This window comes from Micromonospora sp. NPDC005194, assembly GCF_040608335.1.
Taxonomy (GTDB): domain Bacteria; phylum Actinomycetota; class Actinomycetes; order Mycobacteriales; family Micromonosporaceae; genus Micromonospora.
In genome coordinates, this window is the sequence record NZ_JBEXIA010000012.1 from 46,178 (window position 1) to 63,406 (window position 17,229).

Consider the following 17,229-nt stretch of genomic DNA (forward strand, 5'->3'; position numbering starts at 1 on the left):
GCGGCTGGCCCTCAGTCCCGCATCGCATCCAACCGCAGCGCAGCCAAGGTCAACAACCCCGGCTGGAGTACTAACCGCAGCACGTCTCGGTGTGTCTTTACAGCTTCGACCAGGTCGTGACACTGGTTGACGGTCGGCTCGGTGGGCTCGGCAGACAGTGCGTGGGCGACCCGGGCGGTCATCAGCCGCCGGTTGAGCGATCCCCAGCGTACGGCGGCGCCGTGCATCGCCAGATAGGCGACGGGATCGGGAGTGGTGCCCACGCTCTGGACCTCGGTGTGCGCCCGCAGGATCCGCTCGCCCAGTCCGCGACCACTGTGGACGACGAGGAGGAGGTCGTCGGCGGCGAACCGGAGCCTACGGTGCGCGGCAAGCGAGTTTCGGCCGCACGGTCGCCGCGAGCCGCACCGGTTCGCCGGACAACGAGGGGCGCCTGGTCGATACACTGACGCCCGTCGATCGGGCCAGACCGGAGGATCCATGGGGAAGTTACCACGAGGGGAAACGTCCGTCCCACCAGTGCCGGCACCTGGAGGGCGACAGGGGCACCGGGCAGGGGTGTTGCCGGCCGTCATCACTGGTGTTTTCACCATCGTGGCCGCCGTCATCGCCGGTGTGTTCGCCCTCGTCACCCCTCCGGATAATGCCTCGGCACCCAAGGTGGACACCGCTAGCCCGTCGGCAGGTTTGCCGGCCGGTCCCAGAGCGGGAACCGTCAGCGGAAGCTCCGCTCCCTCCGATCCGGGTGGGGCACCTTCCTCCTCGACGGACAAGGTTCGCTGGGCGCATCCGGTGCGGATGACCTTTGTCGACCTCGACTCGGTCCCGGCCCAGGTGCTGAGCGGCAACGACAAGGCGAGCGTCTGGGTCAACTACGGCACCTCGGAAAACGTGCTCTACGGCCTCAACGGCGGCTTCTTCACCACGAAGCCCAGCATCGCCGCCTGGCAGGAAGCGCCGCGGCCCACCCGCCAGCAGTGCGCCGACCTCATCTCCACGCAGGGGAACGAAACGCTCCCGATCGCCGACGACAGCCGCTTCTGCGTCAGGACGGCGGCGGATCGACTCGCCTACCTCGCCGTCAAGAAGTTCGACCGGGCGAGCGGCACGTATCTGGCCGACGTGACGGTCTGGGAGACCCCCGAGAGGTAGCCATAGCGCCGGGATACGACCCAGAGGGTAATGCGTCTCGTCGGCCACGAGCGTGCGCTGAGGGGCCTACCAGGTCTGCTCGCCCACGGCGGCCGGAACGTCGGGCCGCCGGGTACCCGGTAGGTGCGCTCAGGGGAGCAGAATCGGGTCGCCGAGGCCGATGCCGGGCAGACCGCCGCCGTTATTGCCGCCAGCGACGTCGACGCCCGCCTGTAACGGGCTTTTTAGTTTTCCCGGGGCGTACAACTGGATCCGCAATCGCGAGATGCCGGCCACGCTGATGTTGATCGATGCGGGGTTCCCGGGCGTGATGGTATACGTCTTGGGCGGGTGCCGGTCCAGCGTGATGTCGATTCGGTACTTGCCGGTGCTGGTGTCCAGGACGGCCGCCGTGGTTCTGAATCGGCTGAATTTCTTACCCAGAGTCACCTCGCGTACTTGCGGAGAAGATCCGTCGCAGTAGAGCGAGCATTGATAGATGAGTGCGTGGCCGTACGTCGTGCCGTTGATTTCCACCGTGCCGGGCTCGTCGAGGTCGATGCTGCTGTTGGTGTCTTCGTCGACGGCGGGCAAGTCGAGCAGGGAGGTAGCCATCACCGGAGGTGGTTCCGTGGTCGCCGGCGTAGATGGCGTCGCCTGCGTCGATGTCGCGCTGGCAGGTGGGGTGGTCGATCCCCGTGGGATCGCCCGACCCGCGTCCTGGGGGGGAGTGCCGGCATCCGGTTGGGACCGAAGCTGCGCTACCGCCTGGATACCGCCGAAGACAACGAGAGCCACGATCAACGCGGCCACGTAGCGTCTCATGCGATGGGCTTTGTCCACCACGGCGTCGGCGATGACGCCGGCTATCGCGCCGCCAGCGAACGCCGCAATGGCCGCCACGAATGTCAACATAACTCCAGTGTGCATTGCCACCAGCCGGGTGCAGTGGTCGACCCGGACGACGGCCTGGGGTCTGTGGTCGACCCTGTTCGACGCCTACAGTCGTGTCATGCGAAGGAGGGTGACACTCGCACGGCCGGCCGCGTCCACATCCACGTCGACGCTGCCGCAGTGGGCACCGCCGTGTTCGCCGGATCACCGCGGTGGGCCCGGACGCCGCAAGCGGTCGAAGTAGGACCCAGGGCCCCGGCAAAGTCGCGGCGTGTCCGGCTTGATGGGGTTGGCATGACAGCTCGGATGATCCTCGATCTTCCTCTACGCCTTGTTGATCGTCCGAAGCGAACCTGCCCGCCCTGTCATCATCGCTGATCTCGTCTGTGTCCAGCGCGCCGGATGTCACCGTGCCCGAAACCGCTGCTGGACTGCCCCGGCGGGAGTGAAAGTCAGCCTCATGGAGCCCAGACACAAGATGAGTCGATCGCAGAGGCTGGGGCGCGGGGCGTACGCGTCCAACCACCGACTCAGGCCGCGCAACCACTCCCGGCCTGGCCAGAGCGCCACATCCGGCCGCTTGGGCAGCAGCGCCTTGTCGAGGTCCGCCTCGTCGCGCCGGAAAGACCTGTCCTTACCTGGTCCTGGGACGTGCCGGGCTCCGGGGAGAAGACGGTCGAGGATCGTGGGCCAGACGGTGAACAGTCGCTGGCTCGGGTTGATACCTGCTTCTCTACCTCCCCGTGACGGCGGCCCGCCGGCCCGGGCGCGATCACCGTTGAACCGCCGGCGGCCAGGTCCGTAGTGAGCCGGGACGGCAGGATGAGGTGTCGGTGGAGAGGGAGGGCGACGGGTGCGGATGCGGTGGGCCGTTCAGGCGGTGCTGGTGCTGGTCGGGATCTGGCTGGTGCCGACCGGTCCGGCGCATGCCGCGCCGACGGAGACCGGTCGGTACTACGTGGTCGGCCCGCCGGTCGACGGGCAACGGGAATACCTTTATGCCATAGCGTTGCGTACGCTCGGCAACGGCAACCGGTACCGGGAGATCGTTGACCTCAACACCGGTCGGGCCCAGCCGGATGGTGAGACGTTCACCGACGGCCTGGTGCTCAACCCGGGCTGGGTGCTCGTCCTGCCCCCGGACGCCAAGGGCCAGGGGGTACGCATCGGCCCGCTGCCCCGGCCCCGGGCCCGCCCCACCCCGCCGGTGACCAGGACGCCGCCCGCCCAGCGGTCCGCCTCGGCGCCCACCACGGCCGCGCCGCCCCGTATCACGGCCGCGCCGAGCAGTGTGCCGCCGTCCGCGCCCGCCCGGCCTCCGGCCACCACGGAGGTCGCCGCGCCCCGGCGGCAGGAACCCACGACCCCGGCCGGCCTCGACCCGCTGGTGATCCGGGTCGGCGCGGGCGTCCTGTCGGTGCTGCTCGCGGTGGCGGCGATCGTGCTGCTGCGACCGGGCCGCTCCGGTCGTGGCCTGCCGGTGGCCGGCGACGACGGGCCGTGGCCGCCTGAGCGGCACCACACGCCCGCTCCCGCCGACGCCGCGAGGGCGCCGCTTGCCGCGCCGGCCACGGACATGCCCGCGACACCGGACGGGCTTCCCGCGAACGCGCCGTCCTCGACGGACGGAGCAGCCACCTCATTCCTTCAGGACGACACGACGGCGTCCGGCCCGGCGAACGAGGCGCCGCAGCCGTCCCCGGTGGAGGCGTCGTCCGTGGCCACGCGAACCCGGCCGGCCTCCGTAGCCGAGTCGCCTGGGCCCTCCGCCGCGACCGGACGATCGGTGGGCGGACGGGTCGTCCAGGCCTCCGACAACGAGCGGCGCGCCACGCCGGCGGAGGCGGACGTGGCGCGTCCGGCCGGCACGCCGGCCCGGATGGAGGCCTCGACGGATGTGCCGCGCCCGCCGCTGCCGGCCGGGGACGAGGCGCCGTACCTCACCGCCGACCTGGACACCGACGTCGGCCCGGCCCGGGTCCGGCTGGTCGGCGTGGCGGCCGGGCGCGGCGCGCCGCCGTACGCCTGGTTGGGTCCGGGGGAGGTGGCGCCGCCGGCGGTGCTGCCGCTGGTGCTGGGACGCAGTGGGCCGTGGCGGCTGCACGTGGATCTCGCCCGGGTGCCGGACGTGTTCACGCTCGTCGGTCCGGTGGCGGTCTGCGGCCGCGCGGCCGCAGCCCTGGCCGGAGGGCTCTCCGCCGCCGGAATCGGCGTGGCGGTCGTGGGGGAGACGCTCGGCGGCGGGATGGCAGCCGGCTGCCGCCGGCTGCCCGGCCTGCCCGAGCCGCCGGGGCCGGGCGAGGAGCTGCCGGAGCCGTCCGTGGTGTTCGTCGAGGGCCCGTCGCCGGCCGGGGCGCGTGGTCTCGCCGCCGCCACCGGGGGGCGGTGCGTGCCGGTGGTGGTCGGTCCGGTCCCGGCCGGCCGCTGGTCGCTTCAGCTCGACGTGGACGACAACGGGGACGGGGACGGGGACGGGGACGGGGACGGGGAGGCGGGCGGTGGGGACTGAACGCCCCGCAGCACCACCGGCAGCGGTCCACCCGCCAGCCCGGACACCGCCTCCCAGACCCCGTCCCGGGCCCGGTGGACCCGGTCCACCTGGACCCGGTCGTAGGAGCGGCTGGTGAGGATCAGGTCGACCCCCGCCTGCCGCAGCCGCTCCGCGCGACCGCGGGCCAGCGGCAGGGCGGCGAGGGCGTCGGCGGTGGCCTCGACGTCGACCGTCCGGCCGCGCGGCACCCGCACCTCCACGAGCAGCCGCCCGGCCCGCGCCGCCGGCCGCCGCCGGGACAGCGGCAACCAGCCCGGCGCCAGGCCGCGGGACCGCGCCGGCAACAGCGCGTACGCCCGCCGGGTGCCGTGCGCCGGCCACCGGCTGACGTCGTGCGGCAGCCCACCGCTCGACGCGCTCGCCGGCGCAGACCGAATCCGCAGCGACCCGCAGTCCAGCCCGTCGACGGGTTGGAGCCCGCCGTCGTCGGTGGCCCGGAATCCGTCCCGCACGCGCGCCCGCTCCAGCCGGCCGGCCGGCAGCAGATAAGTGTCCGGGGCACCGAGCAGATACTGCAGGCGCGCCGGGACGTGGGAGCGCAGCACCTGCACCGGGATCGCGCCGCCCGGGGAGATCCGGACGCGCAGGAGGTCCGACCGGTGCGGCGCGGACCGCGGGTCGAGGTGGGCGACCAGGAACAGCTCCGCGCTGGGTACGCCGTCGGTCGCCGCCCGTTCCAGGTCGCCGGTGACCGGCACGAACGCCTCGAACGCGGTGACGTTGACCTGCTGGCCGGGGCGCAGCCACGGTGGCCCGTACCGGCCCGCGCGGCGGGTCTCGGCGGCCAGCGTCGGGCGGGCCGAGGGCGCCGGCCGGGCGGCCTCGTGTCGTTCCGGCGGGGTGCCGGCCCGCGTGGCCCTGGACGGAGCGGTGTCGTCCGACGCGGTGTCCACCGGCCGGTCGCCGTCCGGAGCGTCGGCCACCACGATGCGCTGTCGCAACGAGCGGGGCACCAGCAGGCCGTCGGGGGTCGCGTCGACGGCCGGCGGGCTGTCTGCGTAGCGCGGTCGGTGGGCCTGCCACTGCGTCACGCCACCCGCCGCGTCGAGCGCGCGCAGGTCGTGGTGGTCGCCGACGAGTTCCGCCCGGCCGCCCGGCGGTGGGGTCCAGACCGTGGCGCCGGTGGTTTCGGCCAGCTCGGCGGCCTGGGTGACGAGCTTCGCCTGCTCGTCCGGCTCGGACGGCCAGGTGAGCCACAGCCGCAGGTCGGCGCCGTAGAGCGGCAGGTCGCCGAGGAGCGCGGCTAGGTGCCCGGCGTCGCGTACCTGCTGGGTGCCGCTGTAGTCGCCGATCAGGAAGCCGCCGGAGCGGGCCGTGACCGAGACCGTGACCAGCTCGGACATGGTGGCGCCGAGCCGGTGGGCGGTGGCTCGGCGGGCCACGAAGTCCGCCCGGGTGGCCAACGCCACACCGGTAGCCAACGGCAGGTTGACCACCCCGGTCCGGGGCCGGACCAGACCGTCCTTCATGGCGAACCAGCCGGGCAGCGGGGTTGCCAGGTCGGGTGGTTGCAGCACCAGCCAGTCCATCGGTTGGCGGGTGACCCGGTCCAGGGGCAGCGCGTGCAGCGGGCCGTCGTCGGCGTCGGGGGCGCGCCCGGCCAGCACCTGCCGGATGTCCGCGCCGTCGGGGCTGACCAGCACGTCGTGCCCCAGCAGGCCGGCCACCTCGGTGAACAGTTCGGCGTGGCGGGCGCCGTCGTCAGCGAGGATCCGCACGTCGTCCGCGACGTCCCCGGTGCGCCGCACCAGGTCCGCCACGGCGGGCGCGTCCAGCGGGCGGTCCGGTTCGCCCGGCAACGCCGGCCGCCCCCGGGGACCGCAGACCAGCCAGAGATCCAGCAGGCCGGGCACCCGCCGGTGCCGGCGCGGGTCGAAGCGGCGGGTGCTCGGCACCCGGTCGATCCCCCGGCCGTCCATGGCCTGCGCCAGCTCTGTCACCACCGTCCCCGCCTTCGTTCCACCGACGCCCCACCGGCGGCCGGAGCTGCCCGACATCGAGGGCCGGTACCCTCGGCGTTCTCCATGACGGGCGCCATGGAAATCTGGTTCAGATTGATTTGAACGAAGTCGCCGCTGATCCGCAATAGACGGTGACGGCTGATCGGTCTGGGCCGCGGTGACGGAAGGGGAACCCGGTGCTGGCGAAGCACTCCATCCTTGCTCGACTGCTCGTGGTGGTGATGGTCGGCTGCGCGATCCTGGCCGCGCCACGGCCCTCGGCCGCCGGGTCCGCGCCGGACACCGAGCCGTACGTGAAGTACTACCTGGTCACGGCGCGCTACCAGGGCCAGCCGGAGAATCTCACCGAGATCGCCCGGCGCTTCCTCGGCAGCGGCGAGCGGTCCGCCGAGATCTACCAGCTCAACACCGGTCGGGTCCAGCCGGACGGGGGCCGGCTGACCGACCCGGCCGCCCTGAAGGCCGGGTGGTACCTGGTGCTGCCGTGGGACGCCGCCGGCCAGGGCGTCGAGTACGGACAGCTGCCGGCCCCCCGCAAGCCGTCCGCCGGCCCCACCCCGGCGCGTTCGCCGAGCGTACGGCCGGACGGCAGCCCGTCGCCGAGCCCCAGTCACACGGCCTCGCGCTCTCCCGGTGGCGGCGGCCCGGCCGCGCGGTGCACCGCCACGACCGCGTCGAGCGGCCGGTCGGAGTGGGCGCAACTGCGGATGGCGGCCGACAGCGCGTGGACCCTGACCCGTGGCAACGGGGTCAAGGTCGCCGTCGTCGACAGCGGGGTCGACGCCGGGCTCCAGCAGCTCAGCGGCCGGGTCGCGGTGGGCGCGGACGTCACCGTCGGCAACGGGCGCGGTGACGAGGACTGCCTGGGTTCCGGTACGGCGATGGCCGGCATCATCGCCGCCGACGACAGCGTCGAGGGCAGCCCGGTGGGCCTCGCGCCGGACGCGACCATCGTGCCGGTGCGGATGGTCCGCTCCTCGGGCGACGCCCGGCCGGCCGACGCGGCGACGGCCATCGAGGTGGCGGTCAGCACGGGTGCCTCGGTGGTCGCGCTCGGCTCCCGGGTCGACCTGGCCGATCCGGCGGTCGCGGCGTCGCTGGCCACCGCGCTGGAGCACGACGTAGTGGTGGTGGCGGGTGCGCCGGTCAAACCCACCACGCTTCCGTCGCCGCGCGGCGGATCCGGCGGCGGGGCGTTGGTGCTCACCGGCGGCGTCGGCGCGGGCGGCCAGCTCGCCGAGAAGTATCTCGACGGCTCGGTCGAGGTGGTCGCCCCCGGCATCGAGGTGGCGACGCTCGGCGTGGGCGGCGGCAAGGTCGTCGGCAACACCGGCACCGAGTTCGCGGTGGCGTTCGTGGCCGGCGAGGCCGCGCTGATCCGGGCCGCCCAGCCCGATCTCACCGCCGCGCAGGTGAAGGAGCGCATCCGCGGCACCGCCGACCCGGTCGGCGGGCAGGTGGCCGAGGGTGATTCCCGGTACGGCTCCGGCATGATCAACCCCGCTGCCTCGGTGGCGCCCTCCGTGGGCGGTCGGGACCCGGCCGCCGCCCAGGCGAACCGCGGTGGCGGGGGCACGCTGTTCGCCGTACTCCTGGGTCTCGCCCTGGCGTTCGGCGCGGGCGGCTTCCTGGTGTTCCGGATGCGCCGCCGCCGGTACGCCGGCTGACCCGCACGACGGCCGGCGCCCCCGGTCATCCCGAGCGGGTGACCGGGGGCGGGCGGCTACCGCAGCGACCAGGTCTGCTTCGGATTGAACACGCAGGTCCACGCGTTCAGCGGAGCGCCGTCGCCGTGCCCGTCCACGTCCAGGCAGCGGTCGGTCTCCCGGTTGAACAGCGACCGGATGCCCTGATACTCGATCCACTCCCACTTCTGGGCCGGGTTGCCGCTGCAGTTGGCGGTCTGCACCGGCGCGCCGTCGCGCTTCTCGCCCCAGGCCACATCGAGGCAGAGGCCGTTGACCCGGACGGTCTTGTCGGACCCGAACGTCCACCACTGCAGCCGGTCCTCCTTGCACGGCCGCAGGACCACGGGTACGCCATCGCCGGTGCCGCCGGTGGCACAGAGACCGGTCTCCTTGCCGACGAGCTGCTTCGCGCCGCTCGGGCGCTTCGGCGGGGCCGGCTTCTCCGGCTCGGCGGACGGGCGGGCCGACGGCGTCGCGCTGGGCCGGGGCGCGGGGGACGCGGCCGTCGGCGTCGGCGTCGGCGACGGCGACGAGGGCTTGGGCGACGGGCTCGGGCTGGCCGAGGGAACCCGGAGCCGGCCGTCGAGGGCGTAGAAGTCGGTGAACTCCCGCACCTGCCGCAGGAACGCCTGCGTCGCGTCGTCCAGCTCGCCGCCGGTCTGCCGGACCGCGGTAGGTCCGTTCCGGTAGGCGGCCAGCGCCAGCAGGCCCGGGTCGCCGTCGAGGCCGGCGAGGTCACGCCGCAACGCGCAGACCGCGGCGCCGACCGCCGGCACGGCCACCTGCGGGTCCCACGGCGAGGCGCCCGCCGGCCCGTGCGCCCGCCACACCTCGGGCAGGAACTGGGCGATTCCCCGCCGGCCGTCGTCGCCGAGCAGGTTCGGGTCGAAGCCGGACATCGCCATGAGCTGCGCCGCCACCGCCGCGGGCGGCACCTCCGGGCACACCGAGCCGGCGCGCACCACCAGGCGTACGTAGCTCGACGGCACCGCCCGGGGCTGCTGGCGCTCCGGGTCCGGGCGGGCGGTGCCGGCGCCGCCGAACGCGGTCAGCTCGCCGTAGTACGCCGCGTAGCGGCTGACGTCGTCGACGTACGCGACCGCGGCCGACGGCACGCCCTTGGCCTCGCGTACCTGGTCGAGTCCGGTGTGGAACGCGGCCAGGGACAGCCGCCACGGGTCACCGGGGATCCCGGCCAGCCGCAGTTGCCCGCTGAGGTCGCACATCTGGTGGGCCAGCGCGAGGATGTTCGCGGCGGTGTCGGTGCGGTCCGCTCCCGGCCACGGCGCCCACGACTTCCACCGGTCGTCGTCGAGCCCGGCGAAGCCGCGACCGCCCGAGGTGGTCTTCTTCACGCGTCCGTCCAGGCCGGACTCGGTCATCAGCTGCCCGGCCAGGCGGGCCGGGGTCAGCGTGGGGCAGGACCGAGCCGCGGCCCGGATCGCGGTCAGGTGCTCGGCGGAGACGGTACGGCCGGTCAGCTTGTCATCCCGGGCGGTGGCGATGCCCCAGCTCACGGAGGCGACCACCATGCACAGCACCGCGAGGCCGGCCGCGATGGCGGCGACGACACGACGCGGGATCCGAGCGAGCCGGGATCGGAGGCCAGGAAGATCGGGTGTCACGGGACTTCCCTTCCGGTGATGACGTCGCCAGGCGTGACGGATGCGCGACGTCCTCGGTTCACCCGACCGGAATCGGATCCGATTCCAGTCCGGCCGCCATTGAACCGACCGGCACACCGAGCCGTCAACGTGACCGCCGCCGGGCGCACCGATCCGCGGCTGCCGGATCGCCGATCGGAGTGTTCGATGTCGACTCGCCACCACCCGCCCGGCGCGGGCCCGACCAGCGCCGTCGTGGGCACGGTGACCTCGGGCCGCCGGTCGGGCCGCGTCCGATGAGCGCCGGCACGCTGGTCGCCGTCCGCCGGCCCACGGCACCGTCCGATCAGTACGGCTATTGTTTTCCCTCAGAGGGGCTCGGCGCCGACGTGCCGGGCCGGGCGGGCGGGCACGCCCCACACGTCAGGGGGAGGCGTTCCGTGTCGGCGGTGCCCAACGAGGCGGTGGAACCCGGAGTGCCGGGCGAGACCGTCGGGCAGGGCTCGCCGGAGAGCCTCATGCGCTGGATCCACGAGCAGTACCGTGAACCGCTGCTGCGCTTCATCACCCGGCTCGTCCTCGGCCGCCAGGAGTTGGCCGAGGACCTGGTCCAGGAGACCTTCCTGCGGGCCTGGCGGAACCTGGGGACGTTGGCGGAGGAGCCGCGCCGGATCGCACCCTGGCTCTACACCGTCGCCCGGCACGTGGCGGTCGACGCCGGCCGGGCCCGGCAGGCCCGGCCGCCCGAGGTCGCCGTGCCCGACCTCAACCGGCTCACCACGGCCGAGGACGAGATGGACCGGGTGGTCACCGCCCACACCGTCCGCCTGGCGCTACGACAGATCAAGCCGGAGCACCGCGACGTCCTCATCGAGATGTACTACAAGGGCGCCTCGGTCGCGGAGGCGTCGCAGCGGCTCGGCATACCCGAGGGTACGGTAAAGTCGCGGACGTACTACGCGGTGCGGGCGCTGCACGCGGCGATCGGCCCGATCGAGTCGGCCTGATGTCACGTCCCGGCGACTACTCGTCCGATCCCCGGCACCGGCGCGGTGTCCCGGATCATCGCTCCGGCGCACCCTCTGTCGGGTCGGGAAGGGGGCGTGATGCGCACCGGCGGTGAGAACCCGACGTCCGAGCACGAGGCCTTGGCGCTCTATCTGCTCGGCGCGCTCGACGAGACCGACCGCGTCGCCTTCGAGGCGCACCTGGCCGGCTGCTGGGAGTGCCTCGCCGCCGCAGGCGACCTGGGCGGGGTGACCAGCGGGCTCGGCGGACTCAGCGCGGCGGACTGGGACGAGTTCGCCCTCCCACCGGCCTCCGTCCTGCCCCCCGCCTCCGTCCTTCCGCCGCGTTCCGTCCTTCCGCCGCGTCCCGCGCCCGGACCGGAGGACGCACTCCCGCCGGGCCGCGATCCGGCGCCCCGGTCGTCGGCCCACCCGACGCCCGGCACGTCGACCACCCCGCCGGCCTCGGACCCGACGCCGAAACCGGGTGACCTGTCGGACACCGCGTCCGGCCCGGCTGAGTCCCGGGCCGGCCTGCCGGATGTCGCGTCGGCGTCGGACTCGGGCGAGTCCCGGGCCGGCGTGCCGGATGTGGCGTCGGCGTCGGGTCCGACCGGCGTACCCCGGACCGAGGTCCTGGGGACGGCGGGCCCGAGCGGCGCCGCGGCCGGTCGCGGGCCGGCGCGGCGGTGGGGCGTCCGGCCGGGGCGTGCGCCGGGCGGCGCCGGCGCGACCGGGCCGGGGAGGGCGTCCGGCGGCCGCCCCCGGGCTTTGTCCGCCCGCCGTCGGCTGCTGCTCTGGGGCGGGGCGGTCGTGCTGGCGCTCGCGGTGCTGACCGGCGGGATCGTGGCCACAGTCGGTGGCGGGGGCCGTGACGACCTGGTGTTGACCGCGACCGGTGAGGCACCCGGCCAGGGCATCAGCCTCTCCGTGTCGATCACCACGCACGAGGGCAGGGGCTCCACGATCCGGATCACCGCGACCGGGCTGCGGCCGGGGCTGCGCTACCGGCTCTTCGCGGTGACCCGCGACGGGGTCACCCACCAGGTGCGGGACTGGACCGCCTCGGCCGGCCCGCAGGAGGTGACCGGCGAGCTGTCACCGCCGGTCGACGACCTCTCCTTCGTCGGCGTGGGCCTCGCCGACGGCACCTCGGTGGTCACCGCGCCGATCTCGCGCTGAGGACGGAAGGCTGTTCGCGGCCAGCGGCTCACAGATCTTGGTACCGAACGGCCCCTATCGGGGCGCTTTCCTTCCAAGATCTACACCGATCCTGTGGTGCGGGACAGATGGTCTCCGACCGATCCGCCGCACTTCCCGTTGAACCGAAGGCTCTCCCGCGCCGTCATGTCGCCGTGCGGTTGCCGCACCCGTCGGGGGACGCGGCGCGTCCCTGCCAGGCCGAGGGAGGGCTACATGGCTGTGAGGACCGGATCGTCGTCGACCCGTGGGACGCGGGCCGGGGTGTCGGGCGGGGGCCCGGGCCCATCCGAGGGCGTCAACCGGGGCCCCCGCCCAGCACGCAGGGCCGCGCTGCTCGCCGTGGTGCTGGTGGCGCTCGGGCTGATCGTGGGCGTGCCGGGCGGGCGGGCGACCGCCGCCACCGGGGAGCGGGTGACGTTCGTCAACGGCACCGCGGAGACGTTGTGGATCGGCGCGGGCGAGAGCGGGGACGGCTCGCGGCCGATCACCGGCCTGCCCACGCTGCGCCCCGGCGAGTCGAGCACGATCGTCATCCCGGATGCCGGCGAGCCCGGCCACTGGCGCGGCCGGTTCTTCGCCCGTCAGCGCTGCGGCGGCGACCCGAACGGCTCGTTCCGCTGCCTGGTCGGTGACTGCGGCGCCTTCGCCGACCGGTGCGAGCGGGGCGCGGAGCCGGTGAGCCTGGCGGAGTTCAACTTCGACCGGAACAACGCGGGCGCGCCCTGGTACAACGTCAGCTACGTCGACGCGTTGTCGACGACGATCACGATCGACGCGCCCGGCGCTCCCCGCCCGGAGAAGGCGGGCAGTTGCGCGCGGTGGGACTGCTCCGCCGGGCAGATGCTCGCCGCCTGCCCGGAGGCGCACGCCGTACGCGACCCGGCCCGGGGCGACCGGGTGAACTGCGTCAACCCCAACCGGGACGCGGAGAGCGCGTACACCGCCGCGCTGCTGCCGTTCGGGCCGCGCGCCTACCTGTGGTCCACCCACGACCGGGTCGCCGGCAACGAGACGGTCTACAACTGCCCGGGCTGCGCGGAGGTGGTGGTGACGTTCCGCAACGGCGGCACTCCGTCGACCCCGCCCGCGAAGCGTCCCGCCGACCGTTCCGGATCCGGCTTCGCGCTGCGCGGCTACGCGGACAAGTGCGTGGACGTGCCGGGCGGCGAGTCGGCCGACGGCGTGCGGTTGCAGCTCTGGCAGTGCAACGGCACCCCGGGCCAGCGGTTCACCCGTGGGTCCGGCGACACGCTGAAGGTGCTGGACAAGTGCATGGACGTGGCGTGGGCGTCCCGGGACAACGCGGCCAAGGTGCAGCTCGCCTGGTGCAACGGCGGGCCGGCGCAGGTCTGGGTCGCCGAGGGCGGCCTGCTGCGCAACCCGAACTCCGGCAAGTGCCTCGACGTGCGCGACTGGAACTCCGACGACGGCGCGCCGTTGCAGATCTGGGAGTGCGCCGCCAGCCAGAGCAACCAGAACTGGCGCGAGACGGGTCGCTGAGCCGGCCGGAAGCGACGTGGGCCCGGGTGATCGTTCACCCGGGCCCACCGGTCGTGTCGAGCGGTCACCTCCGGCCGCGTGCCGGCGCCTGACCCTGTGCCGCGCTCGACGAACTGGCCGCCGGGCCCGTACTCGACCCTGGGCTGGTCCGCCCGCGTTCCAGGTCGACGTTCTGCGACTGCTGCTGGATCGCCGAGCGCCGCTGGTCGACCGCCGCGTTGGTCAGCGCGGCGCCGGCGGTGACGAACCCGCCGGCCGCGGTGAGCTGGGTGGTATTGGCGGCGGTGCCGGCGATGCTCATGCCCAGGCCGCTGAGGTTCCCGGCGTGCACCGCGGCCTTCGTCCAGTCACCCCTCTGCGCGGCGTCGATGAACTCCACACCGGACTTCAAGGCGGTCACGGCGGACGCGCTGATCTGCGTGCCGCGCGCCGCCCAGCCCTCCAGGACGCCGGAGATGGCGCTCAACGAGCCGGCGGTGAACTCCGCACCCGGCGGCAGGTACGTGTTCATGTACTCCTTGAACTGGGTGAGGCCGGTGAAGCCGGCGTTCTTGGCGCCCTGCCGCGCCTCGCTCTCGGTCGGACGGTCCGGGTTGGCCGGCCGCACCTGGCTGCCGCGTCGCGGCTCCACTGGCGCCGGCGTGGTGACGGCACCCACCTGCATGGCCGTCCGCACGAGCGCGTCCGGGTCGGTGGCGACGTAGGTGGACCGGCGGCGGAGCCGCCCCACCTGCTGGTCGGCGGCGGCGGAGTTCCGGCTCGCGCCGGAGCCACGCGCGGCGGAGTTCCGCTCCGAACGGGCCGGGGCGGCGGGCGGCGACACCCGCCGCCCTCCGTTGAACGAGTCGGTGAACTGCGGGGGCGCCGTGGACGCGGACGTGGACGCGTACGCCGCCTGGCTGTACGGGTTGACCGGCAGGCTGTAGTGCCGGTCCGCAGCCTCCATCTCGTAGTCGTTCTCCGCACCGGCGAACGTCTGGGCGCGTTGCAGCGGATCCGGCTCGTAGCCGTACCTGGGGTCGGACATGGTCACTCCTTCGAGCGCTGGTTCGTGCTGGGCCAACCGGCGGTTCGCCGCCGGCTCGGTGTGCCGCCTCCCTCCCACGGATCGCGGTGCACCGTCTACGCGGCGGCCCCGGCCCCGGTTCAGCCGTGCCCCCGGATTTCTCCGCCGGGCGGCGGCTGGAAAAAACCTCGAACCCGCGCTGAACCGAGTGGGCGGTCGCGTCGTAGAGCGGCCGTCGACCGCTCCGCCCGCGCCGCCGAGACGCCGCAGGCGCGGCCGGCGACCGACGACGGCGAGCAGACAGGGAGGCGAGACGGACGATGAGCCAGCCGGTGATGCTGCGGCGACCACGGGAGCGCGACGAGCGTCCGATCCGACACCGCGATGTCCTCTCGGACGAGGGCATCGGCTGGATCGGCGCGCACGGCGGCGCCGGCGCCTCCACCCTCACCCGCCTGCTCGGCGGCACCGACATCGGATGCCGGTGGCCGGATGCGGCGATCGGCGAGCCGGCCCGGGTCGCGGTGGTCGGGCGGACCAGCCTCGACGGCCTGCGGGCGGTCTCCCGCGCGTTGAACGCGATGCGGGAGGGCCGGCACCCGGCCGGGATGCGGCTGGTGGGCGTGGTGCTGATCGCCGACGCCCCGGGCCGGTTGCCGGCGCCGCTTCTCGGCCGGATCCGGCTGCTGCGCGCGATCGCCCCGGTGCACCGGGTGCCGTGGGTCCCGTCGTACCGGGTGGGTGCGGAACCGAAGCGTCCGCCGCGCCAGCTGGCCCGGCTGGCCGCCCTGGTGGAGGCCCGGCCGGGGCGGGGGTCGCGGTGAGCCGGACCCGCCGGGCGGGCTGGGTCGTCGCCGCCCTGGTCCTGGCGCTGCTCGGGCCGGCGCCGGCCGCATGGGCGGCGGCGGGCACCTACACGGTGACGGTGGACGGCGGTGACGCGGCGTTCCTTTACAAGATCTGCCTGAAGACCACCACCACGGTGAACACCTACCCGGCCGGTGGCGGCGACCGGGTCTGCTCCGGCAAGAAGGGCTCGACCGACGGGTCGTTCGACCTGACCGCCGAGTTCACCGACGGCGACACGGTCTGGATGGACGTCGAGATGCTGGTGGACCTGAGCGGCCACTCGCGGACCAAGGACAACGTGGACATCACCGGGTCGCACTCGTGCACGCTCAAGGGCGCCCTGTACGCGGGAAAGTTCAAGTGCGAGAACGCGATCAACAAGAAGAGCTTCGAGGCGCCGTCGATCGAGCCGTACCAGGTGGCCGTCGACGACCCGAACGCCCCGGTGGTGCAGCTTCTGACGCTGATGGCCTGGTGCGTGAGCGCCGCCGCGGTGCTCGGTCTGCTGCTGACCGGCATGACGTTGGCCTCGCAGTTGCGGCGCGGCGCGCTGGAGGAGCGGACCGAGTACACCAAGCAGATCGCGTTCGTGATGGCGGCGTGCCTGCTCGCGACCACCGCCGGGCCGATCGTCGAGGCGCTCGGGTTCAGCCAGTGACCACCCCGACGGGCCCCGGCCCCGGCCGACTGACCAACCCCTTTTCCCAGCACTGAAGGAGCACCCAATGGCCCTCTCCGACATCTACTACAGCGGTCTGGTTCGGATCCCGTTCGGGATCCGTCCCGCGCCCGAACTGGGCGGCGATTTCGTTGGCGGGGTGCCGCAGCCGGCGACCGGCGAAAACTCGGTGCCCAGTGAGCTCGCCACGAAGGTCGAGCAGGCGCTCGGCCTGGTCGCCTGGGCGGGTACGGCGGCCGGCGTCCTCGGTGTGCTGATCACCGGCGCGGTGATGGCGATCTCACACAAGCGGGGTGAGAGCTCGGAGCACATGAGCCGGCTGGGCATGGTGCTGGGCGGCTGCATCCTGGTCGCCACCGCGGGCCCGATCGTGACCTGGGTCTTCGGCACCGGCGGCCAGGCGGACGGGAACTGACGCATGCGCGCGCGACACGAATCCGGGCCGGCGGAGGAGGGGCCGTTCTGGCGGCACCGTCGATGGCAGGTGTCGGCGGCCTTCGTGGTGCTGGCGCTCTGCACCGGCGTCGGCGCGGCGTTCTACGGGGGCGGGGACGCCGGTTCCCGGGCCGCGCCCGCGTCCGGGCCGGTGATCGGCGGCCTCGCGCCGGACGGGTCGCGACCGCAGGGCTGCCGCACCGTGGACGCCGTACAGCGGATCCCGGACGCGGCGCCGACCGACGTCACGTGGCACCCGCTCAACGGCGCGCAGACCCCGTTCTCCGCCTCCGCCGGGCCGCTGAAGGCCACCGGGCCGCTGCGCTGGTGCTTCGCGCACACCCCGATGGGCGCGGTGCTGGCGGTGCACACCATCTCCCGGCAGATGAGCGGCCCGGACTGGCGTACGGTCAGCCGGCAGCAGCTCGTGCCCGGGCTCGGGCGGGACTACTTCGACGCGATGCGTGAGTCGCTGGAGGACGGCGGCCCGCCGCAGACCTCCAACCGCCTCGCCGGGTTCCTCGTGGTGCGCTACACGCCCCGGACGGCCGTGGTCCGGGTGCTGGTCCGGCAGGCGACGGCGCGCTACTTCTCGGTCGACTACACGGCGGACTGGAACGGCGTGGACTGGCGGCTGCGGCCGCTGAGCTCCGGCGGTCTCTACGGCCCGGTCACCCCGGTGCTCTCGCTGGCCGGCTTCGTGCTGTGGAAGGAGAGCTGA

At 73.9% G+C, this 17,229-nt stretch carries 14 protein-coding genes and 1 pseudogene; 10 read left to right on the top strand and 5 right to left on the bottom strand.

Annotated elements, in window-relative coordinates:
* Positions 1-104 precede the first annotated feature (104 nt).
* Positions 105-359, bottom strand: a pseudogene (locus ABZU53_RS13000) (RNA ligase RtcB family protein); the annotation flags it as partial.
* A 202-nt stretch (positions 360-561) separates the two neighbouring features.
* Here ABZU53_RS13000 and ABZU53_RS13005 point away from each other — a divergent pair.
* The gene (locus ABZU53_RS13005) at positions 562-1,152 is read left to right on the top strand and encodes a hypothetical protein (RefSeq protein ID WP_355065856.1); all 591 of its coding nucleotides are present in this window, start codon (positions 562-564) and stop codon (positions 1,150-1,152) included.
* Between the two features lie 129 nt (positions 1,153-1,281).
* Here the strand turns inward: ABZU53_RS13005 and ABZU53_RS13010 are convergent, their stop codons facing one another.
* The gene (locus ABZU53_RS13010) at positions 1,282-2,046 is read right to left on the bottom strand and encodes a hypothetical protein (RefSeq protein ID WP_355065858.1); all 765 of its coding nucleotides are present in this window, start codon (positions 2,044-2,046) and stop codon (positions 1,282-1,284) included.
* An 832-nt stretch (positions 2,047-2,878) separates the two neighbouring features.
* Here ABZU53_RS13010 and ABZU53_RS13015 point away from each other — a divergent pair.
* The gene (locus ABZU53_RS13015; protein WP_355065860.1) at positions 2,879-4,534 is read left to right on the top strand and encodes a hypothetical protein; all 1,656 of its coding nucleotides are present in this window, start codon (positions 2,879-2,881) and stop codon (positions 4,532-4,534) included.
* Here ABZU53_RS13015 and ABZU53_RS13020 read toward each other — a convergent pair.
* A complete protein-coding gene (locus tag ABZU53_RS13020) occupies positions 4,459-6,573 on the bottom strand; it encodes a hypothetical protein (RefSeq protein ID WP_355065862.1) in 2,115 nt (704 codons plus the stop codon). The genes ABZU53_RS13015 and ABZU53_RS13020 overlap by 76 nt on opposite strands.
* Before the next feature lie 140 nt (positions 6,574-6,713).
* On the opposite strand from ABZU53_RS13020, the gene ABZU53_RS13025 reads away from it, so the two are divergent.
* Positions 6,714-8,204, top strand: coding sequence for a S8 family serine peptidase (locus tag ABZU53_RS13025; RefSeq protein WP_354863121.1), 1,491 nt, complete (start codon positions 6,714-6,716; stop codon positions 8,202-8,204).
* A gap of 56 nt (positions 8,205-8,260) precedes the next feature.
* Here the strand turns inward: ABZU53_RS13025 and ABZU53_RS13030 are convergent, their stop codons facing one another.
* On the bottom strand, positions 8,261-9,850 hold the full coding sequence (locus ABZU53_RS13030; protein WP_355065864.1) for a ricin-type beta-trefoil lectin domain protein: 1,590 nt from the start codon (positions 9,848-9,850) through the stop codon (positions 8,261-8,263).
* A 419-nt stretch (positions 9,851-10,269) separates the two neighbouring features.
* Between ABZU53_RS13030 and ABZU53_RS13035 the strand changes: the two genes are divergently transcribed.
* The 3 genes from ABZU53_RS13035 (at position 10,270) to ABZU53_RS13045 (ending at position 13,539) form a co-directional block, all read left to right on the top strand.
* Positions 10,270-10,836, top strand: a complete 567-nt coding sequence (locus ABZU53_RS13035; RefSeq protein WP_354863117.1) for a sigma-70 family RNA polymerase sigma factor — start codon at positions 10,270-10,272, stop codon at positions 10,834-10,836.
* 99 nt (positions 10,837-10,935) lie between these two features.
* The gene (locus tag ABZU53_RS13040) at positions 10,936-12,018 is read left to right on the top strand and encodes a zf-HC2 domain-containing protein (RefSeq protein WP_355065866.1); all 1,083 of its coding nucleotides are present in this window, start codon (positions 10,936-10,938) and stop codon (positions 12,016-12,018) included.
* A gap of 234 nt (positions 12,019-12,252) precedes the next feature.
* Positions 12,253-13,539 (top strand): ricin-type beta-trefoil lectin domain protein, encoded by a 1,287-nt coding sequence (locus ABZU53_RS13045; protein WP_355065868.1) that lies wholly within the window; start codon positions 12,253-12,255, stop codon positions 13,537-13,539.
* Between the two features lie 64 nt (positions 13,540-13,603).
* Here the strand turns inward: ABZU53_RS13045 and ABZU53_RS13050 are convergent, their stop codons facing one another.
* Positions 13,604-14,566 carry a hypothetical protein gene (locus ABZU53_RS13050; RefSeq protein WP_355065870.1) on the bottom strand — a complete coding sequence of 321 codons (963 nt, stop codon included), beginning with the start codon at positions 14,564-14,566 and terminating at the stop codon, positions 13,604-13,606.
* A 299-nt stretch (positions 14,567-14,865) separates the two neighbouring features.
* Here ABZU53_RS13050 and ABZU53_RS13055 point away from each other — a divergent pair, with 299 nt between their 5' ends.
* The 4 genes from ABZU53_RS13055 to ABZU53_RS13070 all read left to right on the top strand — a co-directional run bounded on the left by ABZU53_RS13055 (position 14,866) and on the right by ABZU53_RS13070 (position 17,229).
* A complete protein-coding gene (locus ABZU53_RS13055; protein ID WP_354863165.1) occupies positions 14,866-15,369 on the top strand; it encodes a hypothetical protein in 504 nt (167 codons plus the stop codon).
* Positions 15,366-16,052 carry a hypothetical protein gene (locus tag ABZU53_RS13060; RefSeq protein WP_355065872.1) on the top strand — a complete coding sequence of 229 codons (687 nt, stop codon included), beginning with the start codon at positions 15,366-15,368 and terminating at the stop codon, positions 16,050-16,052. Before ABZU53_RS13055 ends, ABZU53_RS13060 begins: the two co-directional genes overlap by 4 nt.
* A 67-nt stretch (positions 16,053-16,119) precedes the next feature.
* Entirely contained in the window at positions 16,120-16,488 is a 369-nt protein-coding gene (locus tag ABZU53_RS13065; RefSeq protein WP_354863163.1) for a hypothetical protein, read from the top strand.
* A gap of 3 nt (positions 16,489-16,491) precedes the next feature.
* Positions 16,492-17,229 (top strand): hypothetical protein, encoded by a 738-nt coding sequence (locus tag ABZU53_RS13070; protein ID WP_355065874.1) that lies wholly within the window; start codon positions 16,492-16,494, stop codon positions 17,227-17,229.